Annotated in this window: 15 protein-coding genes and 1 tRNA gene; 8 read left to right on the forward strand and 8 right to left on the reverse strand. The window is 63.2% G+C overall.

The genetic code is table 11. The features are described from left to right. Window positions 1-78: 78 nt before the first annotated feature. Window positions 79-1,290: a pyridoxal phosphate-dependent aminotransferase gene (locus tag CQ007_RS07195; protein WP_105644633.1), complete on the reverse strand. Its 1,212-nt coding sequence runs from the start codon at window positions 1,288-1,290 to the stop codon at window positions 79-81. Window positions 1,291-1,410: 120 nt separating this feature from the next. Between CQ007_RS07195 and msrB the strand changes: the two genes are divergently transcribed. The 3 genes from msrB (at window position 1,411) to ptsJ (ending at window position 4,117) form a co-directional block, all read left to right on the forward strand. After that, on the forward strand, window positions 1,411-1,806 hold the full coding sequence (msrB, locus tag CQ007_RS07200; RefSeq protein ID WP_105644635.1) for a peptide-methionine (R)-S-oxide reductase MsrB: 396 nt from the start codon (window positions 1,411-1,413) through the stop codon (window positions 1,804-1,806). A 118-nt stretch (window positions 1,807-1,924) separates the two neighbouring features. Continuing rightward, window positions 1,925-2,821: an ATP-binding protein gene (locus CQ007_RS07205; protein WP_256582227.1), complete on the forward strand. Its 897-nt coding sequence runs from the start codon at window positions 1,925-1,927 to the stop codon at window positions 2,819-2,821. Next, window positions 2,822-4,117, forward strand: coding sequence for a transcriptional regulator PtsJ (gene ptsJ, locus CQ007_RS07210; protein WP_105644637.1), 1,296 nt, complete (start codon window positions 2,822-2,824; stop codon window positions 4,115-4,117). A gap of 17 nt (window positions 4,118-4,134) precedes the next feature. On the opposite strand, the gene CQ007_RS07215 is transcribed toward ptsJ, so the two are convergent. The 3 genes from CQ007_RS07215 to CQ007_RS07225 all read right to left on the reverse strand — a co-directional run bounded on the left by CQ007_RS07215 (window position 4,135) and on the right by CQ007_RS07225 (window position 6,476). Beyond that, window positions 4,135-5,307, reverse strand: coding sequence for an aspartate aminotransferase family protein (locus tag CQ007_RS07215; RefSeq protein WP_105644639.1), 1,173 nt, complete (start codon window positions 5,305-5,307; stop codon window positions 4,135-4,137). A gap of 2 nt (window positions 5,308-5,309) precedes the next feature. After that, complete coding sequence (locus CQ007_RS07220; protein ID WP_105645230.1) at window positions 5,310-5,555, reverse strand: cytoplasmic protein; 246 nt, start codon at window positions 5,553-5,555, stop codon at window positions 5,310-5,312. A gap of 93 nt (window positions 5,556-5,648) precedes the next feature. Further along, window positions 5,649-6,476, reverse strand: a complete 828-nt coding sequence (locus tag CQ007_RS07225; protein ID WP_105644641.1) for a YggS family pyridoxal phosphate-dependent enzyme — start codon at window positions 6,474-6,476, stop codon at window positions 5,649-5,651. A 131-nt stretch (window positions 6,477-6,607) separates the two neighbouring features. On the opposite strand from CQ007_RS07225, the gene CQ007_RS07230 reads away from it, so the two are divergent. Then, window positions 6,608-7,498, forward strand: a complete 891-nt coding sequence (locus CQ007_RS07230; RefSeq protein ID WP_105644643.1) for a dihydrodipicolinate synthase family protein — start codon at window positions 6,608-6,610, stop codon at window positions 7,496-7,498. Window positions 7,499-7,531: 33 nt separating this feature from the next. Here CQ007_RS07230 and CQ007_RS07235 read toward each other — a convergent pair whose 3' ends face one another. From CQ007_RS07235 to CQ007_RS07250, 4 genes are all read right to left on the reverse strand, one after another. After that, a complete protein-coding gene (locus CQ007_RS07235) occupies window positions 7,532-8,740 on the reverse strand; it encodes an MFS transporter (RefSeq protein ID WP_218278842.1) in 1,209 nt (402 codons plus the stop codon). A gap of 86 nt (window positions 8,741-8,826) precedes the next feature. After that, window positions 8,827-8,900: transfer RNA gene (locus tag CQ007_RS07240), tRNA-Gly, on the reverse strand. A gap of 41 nt (window positions 8,901-8,941) precedes the next feature. After that, entirely contained in the window at window positions 8,942-10,201 is a 1,260-nt protein-coding gene (locus CQ007_RS07245) for a cytochrome P450 (protein WP_105644645.1), read from the reverse strand. Window positions 10,202-10,405: 204 nt separating this feature from the next. Next, window positions 10,406-11,398, reverse strand: coding sequence for an LLM class flavin-dependent oxidoreductase (locus tag CQ007_RS07250; protein WP_218278843.1), 993 nt, complete (start codon window positions 11,396-11,398; stop codon window positions 10,406-10,408). 226 nt (window positions 11,399-11,624) lie between these two features. Here CQ007_RS07250 and flhA point away from each other — a divergent pair, with 226 nt between their 5' ends. Genes flhA through CQ007_RS07270 form a run of 4 tightly spaced genes read left to right on the forward strand, consistent with a single transcriptional unit; the run spans window position 11,625 to window position 16,709 of the window. Beyond that, window positions 11,625-13,751, forward strand: a complete 2,127-nt coding sequence (flhA, locus tag CQ007_RS07255; RefSeq protein WP_105644650.1) for a flagellar biosynthesis protein FlhA — start codon at window positions 11,625-11,627, stop codon at window positions 13,749-13,751. Between the two features lie 23 nt (window positions 13,752-13,774). Then, window positions 13,775-15,121 carry a flagellar biosynthesis protein FlhF gene (gene flhF / locus CQ007_RS07260; RefSeq protein WP_105644652.1) on the forward strand — a complete coding sequence of 449 codons (1,347 nt, stop codon included), beginning with the start codon at window positions 13,775-13,777 and terminating at the stop codon, window positions 15,119-15,121. A 26-nt stretch (window positions 15,122-15,147) separates the two neighbouring features. After that, window positions 15,148-15,972 carry a flagellar synthesis regulator FleN gene (fleN, locus tag CQ007_RS07265; protein WP_105644654.1) on the forward strand — a complete coding sequence of 275 codons (825 nt, stop codon included), beginning with the start codon at window positions 15,148-15,150 and terminating at the stop codon, window positions 15,970-15,972. Between the two features lie 2 nt (window positions 15,973-15,974). Continuing rightward, window positions 15,975-16,709: an RNA polymerase sigma factor FliA gene (locus CQ007_RS07270; protein WP_371919812.1), complete on the forward strand. Its 735-nt coding sequence runs from the start codon at window positions 15,975-15,977 to the stop codon at window positions 16,707-16,709. Window positions 16,710-16,719: the final 10 nt, after the last annotated feature.

The raw sequence follows: 16,719 nt of genomic DNA on the forward strand, positions 1-16,719 counted from the left end.
GCATAGCGCCCGACCGCGGAACGGGGCGTTACACCCCGGACCACCGGGCGATGGCATGTGCCCAGGCTGCAAGATAATCTATTGCTTGTAGCCGTGCAGGAAGTTGGCGATTCGGCCGATGGCCATTTCCAGGTCATCCTTGCGCGGCAGCGAGACGATGCGGAAGTGATCCGGCCACGGCCAGTTGAACGCCGTGCCCTGGACGATCAGGATCTTCTCCTGCAGCAGCAGGTCCAGCACCATCTTCTCGTCGTTGTGGATCGGGTAGACCTTGGGGTCCAGCTTCGGGAACAGGTAGAGCGCGCCCTTGGGCTTGGTGCAACTGACACCGGGAATCTCGTTGAGCAGTTCCCAGGCGGTGTCACGCTGCTCCAGCAGGCGGCCGCCGGGCAGGATCAGGTCATTGATGCTCTGATAGCCGCCCAGCGCGGTCTGGATCGCATGCTGCGACGGTACGTTGGCGCACAGGCGCATCGAAGACAGGATTTCCAGGCCCTCGATATAGCTGGCGGCGCGCTGCTTCGGTCCGCTGATGATCATCCAGCCGGAACGGAAGCCCGCCACACGGTAGGATTTGGACAGGCCGTTGAAGGTCAGGCACAGCAGGTCCGGTGCCACTGCGGCGAAGGAATCATGCTCGACGCCGTCGTAGAGGATCTTGTCGTAGATCTCGTCGGCCAGCACCAGCAGCTTGTGTTCCCGGGCGACCTCGGCCAGTTGCTCCAGCACCTCGCGCGGGTACACCGAGCCGGTGGGGTTGTTCGGGTTGATCAGTACCATGGCCTTGGTGTTGGGAGTGATCTTGCTGCGGATATCCTCGATATCCGGGTACCACTCCGATTGCTCGTCACACAGGTAATGCACCGGCTTGCCGCCGGACAGGCTGACCGCAGCGGTCCACAGCGGATAGTCCGGGGCCGGGATCAGCACTTCGTCGCCGTTGTTCAGCAGCGCCTGCATGGCCATCACGATCAGCTCGGAGACACCGTTACCCAGGTAGATGTCCTCGATGCCGACACCCTGGATCTGCTTGGTCTGGCAGTAGTGCATCACCGCCTTGCGCGCGGAGAACAGTCCCTTGGAGTCACTGTAGCCCTGGGCAGTGGGCAGGTTGAGGATCACGTCCTGGAGGATTTCCTCGGGCGCTTCGAAACCGAAAGGGGCCGGGTTGCCAATGTTCAGCTTGAGAATCCGGTGACCTTCCTCTTCGAGGCGCTTGGCATGGCGCAGGACCGGCCCGCGAATGTCGTAGCAGACATTGGCCAATTTGTTGGACTTGCTAACCTGCATGATACTTACCTGTAAATCATCGGTTGATGAGAATGGGCTGTGACCGCAAAAGCAAAGCGAGCATGATACGACTGCGATTGCGGCGAAGAAAGCCCGAACGACAACCTTGTGGAGGAAATCATGGATAAAGTGATCAAAACGGACGATGCCTGGCGTGAACAGTTGAGCGACACGCAATACCAGGTATGCCGTCTGAAGGGTACCGAGCGGCCGTTTACCGGCGAGTTCCACCGCAAGGGCGAGCCTGGTCGGTACCATTGCGTGTGCTGCGATGCGCCCCTGTTCGATACCGATACCCAGTTCGATGCCGGTTGTGGCTGGCCCAGCTACTACGCTCCGGTCACCGAGGAGGCGGTCACTACCACGGAGGACTACAGCCATGGCATGCACCGCACCGAAGTGCTGTGCGCGCGCTGCGATGCCCACCTGGGGCATGTGTTTCCCGACGGCCCGCCGCCGACCGGGCTGCGTTACTGCATCAACTCGGTGTGCCTGCGCCTGGAGCCTCGCAGCTGAAAGCGGAGCCGGTCACCGTGCCAGTCTGGGCAATAAGCGCTAAGCGGTTGACCTGTCATGGGTTTTGCTCTTCCATAAGCGTGACAGCTTGTCCTTCCCGTCTTTCAGGAAATGATCCATGTCCGATATCAGTACCGCCGACTTCATGCAGCGCATTGTCCGTTTTCTCGACCGCTATGAGCAGAATCTGCCACCGGTGGCGCCCCAGATAGACTGGAGCAGGGTGCAGGCGGCGCGTTGGGTCGGGCAGGGCGACAGCGGCTGGCTCAAGCCGTTGCAGATCACCGCCGGGCATGGTTTGAGTGACCTGGTGGGGGTGGACCGGCAGAAACAACTGCTGGAAGCCAACACCGAGCAGTTCGTCAAGGGACTGCCCGCCAACAACGCCTTGCTGTGGGGCGCGCGGGGCACTGGCAAGTCCTCGCTGGTACGGGCGCTGCTGGCCACCTGGGCCGATCAGGGCCTACGCCTGATCGAGATCGACAAGGGCGATCTGGTGCACCTGCCGGCGCTGGTGGCGCAGATCAGCGAGCAGCCGTGGCGCTTCCTGCTGTTCTGTGACGACCTGGCCTTCGAAGCTGGCGACAGCGCCTACAAGACGCTGAAGACCGTGCTCGATGGTTCGGTGGAAGCCACCCCGGACAACCTGCTGCTGTATGCGACGTCCAACCGTCGTCACCTGCTGCCTGAGCAGCGCAGCGACAACCTTGGTGCCAGCATGGTGGATGGCGAGTTGCATCCCGGTGAGGCAATCGAGGAGAAGATCGCCCTGTCGGACCGCTTCGGCCTGTGGGTGTCCTTCTATCCGTTCACCCAGGACCATTATCTGGATGTGGTCCGCCACTGGCTGACCAGCATGGCGCAGGAGCTGGGCCTGGAGTGGCAGTGGGATGAGGAGTTGCAGAAGGAAGCGATCCGTTGGGCCCAGGCCCGCGGTAACCGCAACGGGCGCTGTGCCTGGCAGTTCGCGCGGTCGTGGGTGGGCAAGGCGCTGCTGCGAAGCCGGCAGGACTGAATGAATATCCACGGCAAGACCGCTGCGCAGATCTTCGAGTCTGTGCGGGCGCTGGTGCAGTCCCAGCAGTTGCCGCCGGGGGCATCCCTGCCGCCGGTACGGGAGCTGGCGGTGGAGCTTGGAGTCAACCGGAACACCGTTGCCGCAGCTTACCGCCGACTCGCCACCGCGGGCATCGCCATCACCCAGGGGCGCCTGGGTACGATTATCCGTGACCCCTTCCTGTCCGGTGAGCAGGAAGGGGCGTTGCCAGGCACGCCACTGACGGATCTGGCCAGTGGCAACCCCAACCTTGCCTGGCTGCCGGATGTGACCGCTGCGCTGCGGGCCAGGCCTTACAGACCCCGGCTCTATGGGGAGCCTACCGTCAATGCCTCTCTGGCGGACTATATCCGCCAGTGGTGCGAGCCGGATTGTCCGGCATCATTCGAGGTCGAGCTGGCGCATGGTGCGGTGGATGCCATCGAGCGCTTGCTCAGTTCCTACCTCGTAGCCGGGGACAAGGTGGCGGTGGAGAATCCCTGCTTTCTCAGTAGCATCAACACGCTGCGCAGCATGGGGTTGCAGCCTGTTGGCGTGCCTGTTGATGGGCAAGGGCTGCGCGAGGACGAACTGGAGGAGGCATTGGCCAGGGGCGTGCAGGCGGTCATCCTGACCCCACGCGCGCACAACCCGACCGGGTGCAACCTGAGCGCCAGGCGCGCCCGGGCATTGTCGCGGGTGCTGGCCCGGTATCCGCAGGTGCTGGTGATCGTGGATGACCATTTCTCCCTGCTGTCGAGCGCACCTTACCATTCGGTGATTCCGCACAATGCCAGCCGCTGGGCATTGATCAGGTCCTTTAGCAAGGCCCTGGGGCCGGATATCCGGGTGGCTGCGGTTGCCTGTGACGGGGCGACTGCCCGCCAGTTGCGCCTGCGCCTGACATCGGGAACGGGCTGGGTCAGCCATCTGTTGCAGGACCTGGTCGAGGTGGCGGTCACGACCCCCGAGACCATCGAGCTGCTGGGTCAGGCGCGCGATGACTATGCCAGACGGCGCCAGGCATTGGAGAGCGCTCTGCATGACCAGGGTGTCGACTTCATGGAGCAGGCGGATGGCCTCAATCTATGGATTCCGTTGCAGACGGATGATCAGACCGTGGCCCTGGCCCTGGCCCGACGGGGCTGGCTGATCCGCCACGGCGAAACCTTCTCGGTCCAGGAACCTGTGCGAGGATTGCGGATCACCATTGCCGACATCGAGCCGGCACAGTGCCAAAAGCTGGCCGAGGATATCCGGGACTGCCTCGGCTGAGGGCCTTCCGGCGATGCTCAGCGCAGCAATCGGGTAAGGCGCCGGGTGATTTCGTCGATCTGCGCTTCGCTGCAAATCAGCGGTGGTAACAGCCGTATGGTCCTGCCCCGGGTTACGCTGATCAGCAAGCGCTCCTGCACCAGTGCCTTGTGCACCAGATCATCGCATGGTCTGTCCAGCTCGATGCCGACCATCAGCCCCAGCCCGCGGATATCGGTGATGCCCGGCAACCCGTCCAGATTCGCACGCAATCCCTGCAGCAGGCGCTCGCCCAGCCGTGCGGCACGTTCGGGTAGGTGCTCGCGTTCCATCACCTCGATGACGGCGCAGCCGACCCGGCAGGCCAGCGGATTGCCGCCGAAGGTGGAGCCGTGGCTGCCGGGGGCCAGCAGTGCAGCAGCTTGATCCCTGGCCAGGCAGGCACCGAGGGGAAAACCATTGCCCAGCCCCTTGGCCAGGGTGATGACGTCAGGCAGCACGCCGGTGTGCTGGAAGCCGAACCAGGCACCGGTACGCCCCATGCCGGTCTGCACCTCGTCCAGCATAAGTAACCAGTTTCGTTCATCGCAGAGCGAACGCAACGCTTGCAGATAGGCGGGAGAGGCGGGCCGTACACCACCTTCGCCTTGCACCGGTTCGACCAGTACAGCGACGATGTTCGGCATGCAATCGGCAGCCCGGCGTACGGCATCGGTATCGTTGTAGGGCAGGCGTACGAAGCCGGGCATCAGTGGCTCGAAGCCGCGATGCACGGCGGGGTTGCCAGTGGCTGCCAGGGTGGCGAAAGTGCGGCCGTGAAAGCTGTTTTCCATCACCAGCACCTGGGGCTGGGATATGCCCTGCTTGTTGGCATGCAGGCGCGCCAGCTTGAGAGCCGTCTCGTTGGCCTCCGCACCGGAGTTGCAGAAGAAGCCGCGCTGCATGCCAGAGTGCTCGCACAACTGCCTGCTCAGGCGCTCCTGCCAGGGAATGCCGAACATGTTGGAGGTGTGCAGCAGCAGACCGGCCTGCTCGGCAATCGCGTTGGCGACCTCCGGGTGAGCGTGGCCGATATTGGTGACGGCGACGCCGGCGATGGCATCGAGGTACTCGATCCCATCCTCATCCCATAGTGTGGCGCCCAGACCGCGAACGAAGGATATCGGCTGGCGCGTGTAGACAGGCATCAGGAAAGAAGAGGCTGTAGGCATGTTCAGGAGCTTTCCGGCAAGGAAGTTGGGGTGAATAGCGGGGTGCTGTATAGCAAACGTACCCCGTTGGGGCCGCTTTCCAGTACCCGCTGCTGCTCGCTGGCGACAAGGAGTTCGAGTCGGTAACCGTCCGCTTCCGGCAGGCGTGCCGCAATATCCTGCACGGCCTCCCGCGACCAGGGTACGTCGGAGTCGAAATGGCCCAGCAGCCTTTCATTGCGGTGGATGATGAGTCGATGGATCTGCATGGTTTCACTCTGCAAGATGGATGATGGAATGCAAGTAGCAGCCAGTCGTCGGTGCTGGCGGGGCATGTATGGCTTCTGGAGAGCAGGCTGGGCTCACTGTTCCGGCCCTGTATCGGTCGCAGCCGGCCAGTAATGACTATCGGGCGTGGAACGTGCGCCAAAGATGGCCTGGCCGACACGTACCACTGTGGCGCCTTCCTCTATGGCAATCTGGAAGTCCCCGGACATCCCCATGGACAGTTCGTCCAGAGACATACCAGCAGGGGCATCCTGGCGCAGCTGGTCACGCAGATTACGTAACCGCACAAAGCATTCGCGCACTTGCCTGGCTTCGCCCGAGAGCACTGCCAGCGTCATCAGGCCGCGTACGCGCAGTGCAGAGAATGCCGGCAACCTGCCCAGGAAGGCCGCCACCTCATCGGGAGGCAGGCCGAACTTGCTGGCCTCGCCGGATGTGTTGACCTGGACGAACACATCCAGGGCCCGGCCTTCGATCTGCAGGCGCCGCTCCAGCGCCTCAGCCACACGCAGACTGTCCAACGCCTGGAACTCGCTGGCAAAGCGCGCTACCAGCTTGGCCTTGTTGGTCTGCAGATGGCCGATGATTGACCATCGCACGTCGTTCAGTTCCTGCATCGACTCCCATTTTCGGTAGGCCTCCTGGGGCTTGTTCTCACCGAACCATTGACATCCAGCGGCATGGGCCAGGCGCAGGCTGGTCTCGGGCTTGGTCTTGCTGACGGGCAGTAGTCGCACACTTGCAGGCTCGCGGCCCACCCGCTGACAGGCTGCGGCAATGCGCGCATGGACTGCGGCCAGGTTACGCTGGAAATCCTCTATCGATTCCGCTTGCGGCCAGCGGTTGTGCAGGTCGTGCAGAAGCGGGGTCTCCCCGGAGGGGATGCTGTCGTCTGTGCTCATTATTCAAGTCTCGGCCTAACTTTGTCCTAGGACATAATGGATTATGTGCTAGATTTTGTAAACATTGCCGAGGTGTTTGGCAATGTCTGCCTGGCAACGTCATGACAGACTACTTTCAGCGGGAGTGTTCAATGTTCACCGGCCTTAGTGCTTTTCCCTTGACGCCTTTGCAGCATGGCCGTATCGACGAGAGTGCATTCACCCGGCTGATGGAGCGGCTTGCGGTAGCAGGAGTTGACTCCATATGCGTGCTGGGCTCGACCGGCAACTATGCGTATCTGAACCGCGACGCGCGTCGGCGTGTCGCCGAACTGGCAGCGCAGCATGCCGGTGGTGTGCCGCTGATGGTCGGTATCGCGGCGCTGAATACCTCCGAGGTGCTGGCGCTGGCCGAGGATGCGCAGCAGGCCGGGGTCGGGGCGGTATTGCTGGCGCCGATGTCCTACCAGCCGCTGACTGCTGACGAGGTCTTCGGCCTTTACGAAACGGTCAGTGGTGCCCTGTCCGTGCCCCTGGTGGTGTATGACAATCCCGCCACCACGCATTTTGAGTTCAGCGATGAGCTGCATGCCAGCATTGCGAGACTGCCGAATGTGTGCTCTATCAAGATTCCCCCGGTGCTGGGTGATATTGCCACCGTCCACGCGCGGGTTGAGCGTCTGCGAGCACTGTTGCCGCCCCACGTGACCTTGGGTATCAGCGGAGACGCCACGGCGGTGACAGGATTGCTGGGTGGGTGCGACGCCTGGTACTCGGCGCTCGGCGGATTGTTCCCGACCACCGTACTAGATATCACCCGTGCTGCTCAGGCCGGTGACTGCTCTACTGCCATCCAGTTGTCCGGGCGTTTGGAACTGATCTGGGCATTGTTTCGCCGGCACGGGAGCCTGCGGGTGGTGGCCACTGCGGCCGAGTTGCTTGGTCATGCCGAAGAGCCCTGCCTGCCGGCCCCGCTCAAGACCTTGCGGGATGCGGAGCGGCGACAGCTTGCCGCAGCGCTGCAGGACTTGCAGCTGAAGTGATCGTGTTCCTTCAACTCTTCCTTGGGGGGCCGCCTAGCGTTCCTGATCCGCTATCACACTGACTGGCCTGGCCGCATACCAGCCAAAGCCGAGTTGGAGCAGCTGCAATACCAGCAGGGTGCCCAGCGCCCAGTGCCAGGCCCCGCTGAGATCGCGCAACAGGCCGAGAGAGAAGGGCCCCAGCGCCGCCAGCAGGTAGCCGATGCTCTGGGCCATGGCCGACAGCGCCGTGGCCTGGATCGGATTGGCGGCCCGCAACACGAAGAATGACAGAGCCAGGCTGAGCGCGCAGCCGCATCCCACACCGATCAGCGAGGCCCACAGTAGCGCGGCTGACGGCAGCCACCACAGGCCGGCCAACCCGGCAAAGGAGGTGACGAAGGTTCCCAGCACCAGCAGGCGCTGGTTACGCATCCTGGCCGCCAGCATGGGCACGAACAGGTTGAAGGGAATACTCACCAGGTTGATGAGCGCGGTGGCGGTGCCGGCCTGGTGGGCATCGAGGCCGCTCTCGAGCAGTATCTTGGGCAACCAGGTGGCCATGGAGTAGAAGTAGAAGGACTGCAGTCCCATGAACAGGGTGATGGACCAGGCCACCTTGTCTCGCCACAGGCTGATCCGCGTCCGGCTGCCGATCCTCTGCACGCTTTTCACCCGCAGCATGGGCAGCCAGAACAGCAGGCAGAACAGGGGCAGCAGTGCCCACAAGGCTACCGGGTAGCGCCAGCTGCCGAACTGCTCCATCAGCGGCACCGCCAGATAGACCCCCAGACCCGCTCCCAGGCTCAGGGTGACCGAATACAGGCCGGTCATCAGCCCTACCTGCCGCGGGAAAAAGGACTTGACCAGGCCCGGGATCAGCACGTTGAGCACGGCGATGGCCGAGCCCAGCAGCAGGGTGCCGAGGATGACCAGCGGGTATTGCTCCAGCAGGCGCAGGGCGACGCCCAGACTTATCACCAACAGGCCGGCGATAGCCAATCGTTGAGGAGCCCAGCGTCGAGACAGCCAGGGTACGCAAATGGACACCACGCCAAAGCACAGCAACGGCAGTGTGGTAAGCAGGCTGAAGGCGCTGGCATTGATGTTGAGGGCGTCGCGGATTTCCATCACCAGGGGGCCTACGACCACCAGGCCGCCACGCAGGTTGGCGGCTGCCAGCATCAGGGCTGCGATGGCCAGAGCGGCAATGAAGGGGCGGCCGCTGAAAGGATCGTCGGGCCGGGTTGTAACTGTCATCATGGAGCCTTACCGACCGCGCAGTTCTACATGCTGTCGGGACTGAATCAGGGGAGAGATGAGGAAGCCATTCGAGTTCCATGGCTTGATGGAGCGGGTGAAGGGAATCGAACCCTCGTCGTAAGCTTGGGAAGCTTCTGCTCTACCATTGAGCTACACCCGCAGCGCGACGCATTTTACGCAGGTTTGCCCCGGTTCGGCAATCTATTGTACCGAGCCGGCGGGGTGTACCTGGCTGATGATGAAGCGGCTGTGTATCGTCGCCGGCATGCGGGACAGGGAAATATCCAGGTTCTGCGCTGGCACTTCATAGCGCATGCTGGTGGTCAGCAGGTGCAGGGCGGATTTGAGTAGCTCGATGGTCAGCCATTCGCCGGCGCAGCGGTGACCATGGGAGTATTCGCCGCCGCCCTGGGGGATGAAGTTGAATGGACTTCTGTCCCAACTGGCGAACTGCTCCGGATGAAAGTCGTGTGGCTGCTGCCAGAGGCGCGGGTCATGATTGGTACCGTGCAGATCCAGCAGTATCCAGTCGCCAGCCTGGAACTGATGCTCGCGCCAACTGAAGGGTTCCCGGGCGATACCACCGACGACCGGGAAGAATGGATAGTAGCGGCGCACCTCCTGAACGAACATCTCGGCCAGGCCCGGTTCGGCATGGGCCAGGCGTTCCCGGTATTGTGGATACCGGTGCAGGGCCAGGGCCGAGAAGGTGATGTAGCGCGCTACCGCAACCACCGGACGCAGCAGATTCAGCAACTCCACGGCGGCGGTCTTGTAATCCGGATGGTGGCCGTGCAGTGCGGTGTGGTGGGCGATGACCTCCAGCGGCGTATGCGGACGGTCTTCTCCAGACAGGCCGCGTGCAGCGCGGATCTGCTCGCGCGCCCAGCGTTCGGTACGCTGGCGCAGCAACTGGCCTTTCCAGTTGCGCGGTCCGATGCTGCCGGCGCCTTCGATCATCGCGGTCAGTTCGGCCGTGCGCTGTCTGAGCTCATCCTCGTCCAGGCTGATGCCCACCCACTGGCACACACTCCGGCAGAGAACCTGCTCGACCTCGTCCTGCAATATCACCGATGGCTGACGCTGCCAGACGGGTATCCGCCGCCGCCACTCCGCCTCGAACAGTTCCATCAGTTGCGCCAGGCGGGCAGGGCCCATCAGCCCCATGAACATTTCCTTGCGCCGGGCATGCTCCTCGTCATCCAGCGTCAGCACGCTGCCATGATCCTGCAGCAGTGACAGGGTGGTCGGCGGCATGGCGCCGTTGCGGGTGAAGCGACCGGGTACGTAGAACATCCGGGCCGCGTCTTCGCCGCTCACGCAGTACACCGGACGCAGCATGATGCGGGTCTGGAAGATGTCGCTGGCATATTCCCGGCAGCGTTCGGAAATGAACTGGTAGCCGTTGTCGAGAAAGGCCTTGCTGCAGTCGAAGGCGGGGGTGCGGGGGATATGCGTCATGCGATGGCTCCCGACGGGTGAGAATCATTAGGGCAGTCGGCGGTTGGCGCAGCCGGTTACGCTGGTGTTGCGGCTGGCCATTGCGCGAGGTATCCGGACACGCCATCAGCGCCCCGGCACTGGTGGGGGGCTGACAGCTGTGGTTATGAGTTTGGAAAGGGCTGGTGCGGCAAAGTTCGGCTTTTTATTGGTCTGCCAGTGCAATCAGATGCGCGCGGCTTTCATCAGCCGGCGATAGCTGTCGCGGCGCTTGTCCTGATCATAGATGGGGCTGTTGATGATCAGTTCATCCGCGCCGCTGCGCTGGAGCAGATCGGCCATCTGCTGGGCGACACTCTGCTCATCGCCGATCAGGGTCCCGGCCAGGGTCGAGAGCACCTGATGGCGTTCATGGGGTTGCCACAACGCATCCATGTCTTCCACTGGCGGGCGCAATTGCCCGCGTTCGCCACGAATCATGTTGAGGAAGGACTGCTGGTGCGAGCTGGCCAGGTAATGCGCCTCGTCCCGGGTTTCGGCGACGAAGGCGTTGATGCCGAGCATCGCAAGTGGTCGTTCCAGCTCCGCCGAGGGCTGGAAGTTGTCACGGTAGCCCTGCATGGCGGCCATCATGTAATCGGGTGAAAACTGGCCGGCGAAGGCAAAGGGCAGGCCGAGACTGGCTGACAGCTGGGCGCTGAAGGTGCTGGAGCCGAGCAGCCAGATGGGGACGTTCAGGCCGGCGCCGGGCACCGCCACCAACCGCTGGCCGGGTTCCGGTTCGGCGAAATAGTAGCGCAGCTCCTCGAGCATCTGTGGAAAGTCTTCCCCATCGGTGCGGCCGCGGCGCAGGGCACGGGCGGTGGCCATGTCGGTGCCCGGAGCGCGCCCCAGACCCAGATCGATACGCCCGGGATAGAGCGACTCCAGGGTGCCGAACTGTTCGGCGATCTGCAGCGGGGAGTGGTTCGGCAGCATGATGCCGCCCGAGCCGACGCGGATGCGCTCGGTGCCGGCGGCCAGGTAACCGATGACCACCGAGGTGGCCGCGCTGGCGATGCCGGTCATGTTGTGATGCTCGGCGACCCAGAAGCGGTGGTAGCCCTCCTGTTCGGCGAAACGGGCCAGACCCAGGCTGTTGTGTAGCGCCTGGGCCGGGGTCGAGCCGAGAGTGACGGGGCAGAGATCCAGGATCGAGAGCGGTACGGCAGAAGTCATTATATTGGCTCCGGGACAACGGGATGTGTTGGTCATGCTAACCCTGCGGGGCTGCAGAGCATAGTCCCGGGTGGACCTCCGCATCCGGATGACGATGTGAGGTGTGAGGGTGAGGAGAGGGCAGGCTGTACCCGCCTCAGCTCGCTGAATACCTGGCGCAGTTCTTGCTTGAGTGCTGCTTGGGGAACTTTTTCGTCATTTTTTTGTTTCGGGGACACTCAGGGTAATGGCCGTCAATCACAGTCAAGTCATCAACTCCATGCGTGGCAACCTGGCGGGGCTGCGCCATGGCAGCCTGGGCGTGCCGATTCTGCTGCTGGCGATGCTGGGCATGATGATGCTGCCGGTGCCGCCGTTTCTGCTGGACGTGTTCTTCACTTTCAATATCGCATTGTCGCTGGTGGTGCTGCTGGTCTGCGCCTATGCATTGCGGCCATTGGATTTCGCCGCGTTCCCGACCATCCTGCTGGTGGCAACCTTGCTGCGTCTGGCGCTCAACGTGGCCTCGACCCGGGTGGTGCTGTTGCATGGTCATGAAGGCGGGGATGCGGCCGGCAAGGTGATCCAGGCCTTCGGTGAGGTGGTGATCGGCGGCAATTTCGTGGTTGGTCTGGTGGTGTTCATCATCCTCATGGTGATCAACTTCGTGGTGGTGACCAAGGGCGCGGGGCGGATTTCCGAGGTCAGTGCGCGTTTCACCCTGGATGCCATGCCGGGCAAGCAGATGGCCATCGACGCCGATCTCAATGCCGGCCTGATAGATCAGGCGGAAGCCAAGACCCGGCGTCTGGAAGTGGCTCAGGAAGCGGACTTCTACGGTTCGATGGACGGTGCCAGCAAGTTCGTGCGCGGCGATGCGGTGGCCGGCCTGCTGATCCTGTTCATCAACGTCATCGGTGGCCTGATCATCGGGGTAGGGCAGCATGGGCTGGGTTTTGCCGAGGCCGGACGTATCTATGTGATCCTGACCATCGGTGACGGTCTGGTGGCGCAGATCCCGTCGCTGCTGCTATCCACCGCCGCGGCGATCATGGTCACCCGGGTCTCCACCTCCGAGGACATGGGCGGGCAGGTCAAGCGGCAGATGTTCGCCTCGCCCAAGGCGCTGGGTATCGCTGCGGCGATCATGATCGTCATGGGGCTGGTGCCCGGCATGCCGCATCTGTCGTTCCTCAGCCTGGGTGCGCTGGCCGCTGTGGGGGCCTACTTCATTGCCAACCGGCAGCGGCTCAAGGCCGAGGAGGAGCAGGCCGCCGAGGAGCAGAAGGCGCAGTTGCCGGCCACCCCACGCCCGGAAACCCGCGAACTGGGCTGGGATGACGTGACGCCGGTGGACATGGTCGGCCTGGAAGTCGGTTATCGACTGATCCCCCTGGTGGATCGCAGCCAGGGTGGGCAATTGCTGGCGCGGATCAAGGGTATCCGCAAGAAGCTGTCCCAGGACCTGGGCTTTCTGATGCCCTCGGTGCATATCCGCGACAATCTGGATCTGTCACCCAACGTCTATCGCATCACCCTGATGGGCGTCGGCGTGGCCGAGGCGGAGGTGTATGCCGACCGCGAACTGGCGATCAACCCAGGCCAGGTATTCGGTGAGATCAAGGGCATTCCCGGCAAGGACCCCGCCTTCGGGCTGGATGCGGTGTGGATCGAGCCGGCGCAGAAGGATCAGGCGCAGTCGCTGGGTTACACCGTGGTGGACGTCAGTACCGTGGTGGCTACCCACCTCAACCAGATTCTGTACAAGCATTCCCATGAGCTGCTCGGTCATGAGGAGGTCCAGCAGCTGTTGAAGGTGCTGGCCAAGGCCTCGCCGAAGCTGGCCGAGGAGCTGGTGCCGGGCATCATCTCGCTGTCCGGATTGCTCAAGGTACTGCAGGGTCTGCTGCAGGAGCAGGTGCCGGTGCGGGATATCCGTACCATCGCCGAGGCCATCGCCAACCAGTCGGGCAAGAGTCAAGATACTGGCGCCCTGATCGGTGCGGTGCGGATCGCGCTATCCCGCTCCATAGTGCAAAGCATTGTCGGGCTTGACGCCGAGCTGCCGGTGATCACTCTGGAGCCAAGGTTGGAACAGATATTGCTACAGAGTCTGCAGAAGGCCGGGCAGGGCAATGATGACGGCATTCTGCTGGAGCCGGGCATGGCGGAGAAGCTGCAGCGTTCACTGGCGGACATGGTTCAGCGCCAGGAAATGCAGGGCAAGCCGGCGATCCTGCTGGTGGCCGGGCCGATCCGCAACATGATGGCGCGGTTCGTGCGCTACGCGGCCCCCGGCGCCCATGTGCTGTCCTACCAGGAAATACCGGACAGCAAGCAGGTCACCATCGTTGCCACCGTCGGACAGAATTGATTTACACAGGGTGAGATCAGGCCATGAGAGTCAAACGTTTTTTTGCGGCAGACATGCGTTCGGCAATGAAGCTGGTGCGCGATGAGATGGGCGCTGATGCGTCCATCATCGCCAACCGGCGGGTCGCTGGGGGTGTCGAGCTGACGGCGGCGCTGGACTATGAAGCGCCGCGCCTGACACCACCCACCCCCGGTCTGGACCTGGAGCTGAAGAAAACCCAGGAGCGCATCATCAGCGCCCGGGCCAGCCTGCAGGATGGCGAGCGCCCCTCCGAGGGTCCCAGCGTCAACCGTCAATTATTTGGTGACAGCACGCGCCAGGCCGCCGAGCAGGGCTCGTCCGTAGCGCGCGAGCTGCTGCAGCGCCTGCACAGCGAACGGGCTGCACCGGCCACCGAAACACCGGCGCAGCCGGCACTCGCCCCGGCTGCGTCCGCTGATAGCCTGGATGTGATGCGCGCGGAGATCGCCGGCCTGCGGGATCTGCTTGAATCGCAACTGGGCGGCCTGGCCTGGGGCCAGGTCAACCAGCAGCAGCCGCGCCAGGCCAGCCTGTGGCGGCGCCTGGTGCACCTCGGCCTGCCGGCGCAGCTGTGCAAGGAATTGCTGGCCAAGGTTGCTGATGTGGCCGACGTACGCCAGGCCTGGCGTCTGTTGCTGGCGCATCTGGCCCAGGGTATTCCGGTGATGCGCGAGGAACTGATCGAGCGCGGTGGGGTGATAGCGCTGGTCGGGCCGACTGGCGCCGGCAAGACCACCACCCTGGGCAAGCTGGCGGCGCGTTATGTACTCAAGCACGGCAGCCAGAATGTCGCACTGGTAACCATGGATACCTACCGTATCGGCGCCCATGAACAGCTGCGTACCCTGGGCCGCATTCTCAATGTGCCGGTACGGGTGGTCGATGAGCAGAACAGCCTGAGCGAGGTGCTGAACGAATTCGGCAACAAGCGTCTGGTGCTGGTGGATACCGCCGGGCTGCAGGCGCAGGACCCGCAACTGCGTGGTCAGCTCAGCGAGTTGGCGGCCCAGGGTGCGCGCATCAGCACCTTGCTGGTACTGGCGGCCACCAGCCAGTATCGGGTGCTCAAGGCGGCGTGGCACAATTACCGCTGCTGCAATCTGGCTGGCTGCATCCTGACCAAGGTCGACGAGGCGGCCACCCTGGGTGAATCACTCGGGCTGGCCATGGAGCAGGGTCTCCCGGTAGCCTATGTGGCTGATGGCCAGCGCATCCCGGATGACCTGTCCCGCGGCGTCGGCCATCAACTGGTCAGTCGTGCCGTAGGTCTGGCGGGCAACGAGATGGCCGAGGACCAGACCATGGCCGACGTTTTTGCCGGTATACTTCACAGTCAGCGCGCAAGTTAACGATTTTGATAAGGGCGACAGCATAGATGGGCAATCATTCGGTTCAGGTAATCGCAGTGACCGGTGGCAAGGGCGGCGTGGGCAAGACCAATATTTCGGTCAATCTTGCCCTGGCGCTGGCCGAGCTCGGCCGTCGTGTGGTGCTGATGGATGCCGACCTCGGATTGGCCAACGTCGACGTGCAGTTGGGGCTGCGACCCAAGGCCACGCTGGCGGATGTGCTCGCGGGCAATTGCGAGCTGCGCGATGTCATGGTCGCCGGGCCGGGGGGCATCCGCATCGTGCCGGCCGCCTCGGGTGCGGCGGACATGGTCAACCTCGGGCCGCGGGAGCATGCCGGCCTGATCCAGGCGTTCAGCGAGATCGGCGATGACCTGGACGTATTGCTGGTCGATACCGCTGCCGGTATCGGCGACTCGGTGGTCAGCTTCGTGCGCGCCGCCCAGGAAGTGATCGTGGTGGTATGCGACGAGCCGACTTCGATCACCGACGCCTATGCCCTGATCAAGCTGCTCAATCGCGACCATGGCGTGACCCGCTTCCGGGTGTTGGCGAACATGGTGCATACCCCGCAGGAAGGCCACAACGTCTTCAACAAGCTGGTGCAGGTGACCGACCGCTTCCTGGAAGTGGCATTGCAGTACGTCGGTGCGGTGCCGTACGACGAGTCGGTACGCAAGGCGGCACAGAAGCAACGGGCCATGTACGAGGTATTCCCGCGCTGCAAGGCGGCCCTGGCTATTCGCGCGATCGGCCGCAAGGTCGATTCCTGGCCGTTGCCAGCGACCCCGCGAGGGCATCTTGAATTTTTCGTCGAGCGCCTGGTGCAGCGGAGCGGAACACCGCTATGAGTGTGGCTTCCGGCGGTGGCGCCAGCATGTACGCACGGGCAATGAGTGCGACCAGCGAGCAGGACCGGCTGGTGCAGCAGTTCGCGCCGCTGGTCAAGCGCATCGCCTACCACATGCTCGCCCGCTTGCCCGCCAGTGTGCAGGTGGAGGATTTGATCCAGGCCGGCATGATCGGCCTGCTGGAAGCCTCCCGCAAATTCGACCATGGCAAGGGTGCCAGCTTCGAGACCTACGCGGGTATCCGTATCCGCGGCGCCATGCTCGATGATGTGCGCAAGGGCGACTGGGCCCCCCGCTCGGTCCATCGCAACAGCCGCCTGGTCAGTGGTGCCATTCGCGCAGTCGAAGCGAAATTGGGGCGTGACGCTAAAGATCACGAGGTTGCTGCCGAATTGGACATGAGCCTCGAAGATTATTACGCGATTCTCAATGATACCGCTGGCAGCAAGCTGTTCAGCTTTGAAGACCTGCTGGAAGCTGGCGCGCCTACCGAGGTCGGTGCCGAGCATGAGCCGTTCGATGGGCTGGAGGATGAGCGCTTTCGCAAGGCCCTGGCCGATGCGATCGACAAGTTGCCTGAACGGGAGCGTCTGGTGCTGTCGTTGTACTACGACGAGGAGTTGAATCTCAAGGAGATCGGCGCGGTGCTTGGTGTAAGCGAGTCCAGGGTCAGCCAGTTGCACAGCCAGTGCGCCGCACGCCTGCGCGCCCGCATGGCCGACTGGCGTGACAGTTGAATTGACACAC

Origin of the sequence: Pseudomonas sp. MYb185 (assembly GCF_002979975.1) — a bacterium.
GTDB lineage: Bacteria > Pseudomonadota > Gammaproteobacteria > Pseudomonadales > Pseudomonadaceae > Halopseudomonas.

Bases quoted from the DNA above. Each gene is read 5' to 3' on its own strand.
- fleN (WP_105644654.1), top strand. From the start codon at position 15,148: ATGGGCAATCATTCGGTTCAGGTAATCGCAGTGACCGGTGGCAAGGGC.
- CQ007_RS07230 (WP_105644643.1), top strand. From the start codon at position 6,608: ATGTTCACCGGCCTTAGTGCTTTTCCCTTGACGCCTTTGCAGCATGGC.
- flhF (WP_105644652.1), top strand. From the start codon at position 13,775: ATGAGAGTCAAACGTTTTTTTGCGGCAGACATGCGTTCGGCAATGAAG.
- CQ007_RS07195 (WP_105644633.1), bottom strand. From the start codon at position 1,290: ATGCAGGTTAGCAAGTCCAACAAATTGGCCAATGTCTGCTACGACATT.
- ptsJ (WP_105644637.1), top strand. From the start codon at position 2,822: ATGAATATCCACGGCAAGACCGCTGCGCAGATCTTCGAGTCTGTGCGG.
- CQ007_RS07215 (WP_105644639.1), bottom strand. From the start codon at position 5,307: ATGCCTACAGCCTCTTCTTTCCTGATGCCTGTCTACACGCGCCAGCCG.
- CQ007_RS07205 (WP_256582227.1), top strand. From the start codon at position 1,925: ATGTCCGATATCAGTACCGCCGACTTCATGCAGCGCATTGTCCGTTTT.
- CQ007_RS07220 (WP_105645230.1), bottom strand. From the start codon at position 5,555: ATGCAGATCCATCGACTCATCATCCACCGCAATGAAAGGCTGCTGGGC.
- CQ007_RS07245 (WP_105644645.1), bottom strand. From the start codon at position 10,201: ATGACGCATATCCCCCGCACCCCCGCCTTCGACTGCAGCAAGGCCTTT.
- msrB (WP_105644635.1), top strand. From the start codon at position 1,411: ATGGATAAAGTGATCAAAACGGACGATGCCTGGCGTGAACAGTTGAGC.
- CQ007_RS07250 (WP_218278843.1), bottom strand. From the start codon at position 11,398: ATGACTTCTGCCGTACCGCTCTCGATCCTGGATCTCTGCCCCGTCACT.
- flhA (WP_105644650.1), top strand. From the start codon at position 11,625: ATGGCCGTCAATCACAGTCAAGTCATCAACTCCATGCGTGGCAACCTG.
- CQ007_RS07225 (WP_105644641.1), bottom strand. From the start codon at position 6,476: ATGAGCACAGACGACAGCATCCCCTCCGGGGAGACCCCGCTTCTGCAC.
- CQ007_RS07235 (WP_218278842.1), bottom strand. From the start codon at position 8,740: ATGATGACAGTTACAACCCGGCCCGACGATCCTTTCAGCGGCCGCCCC.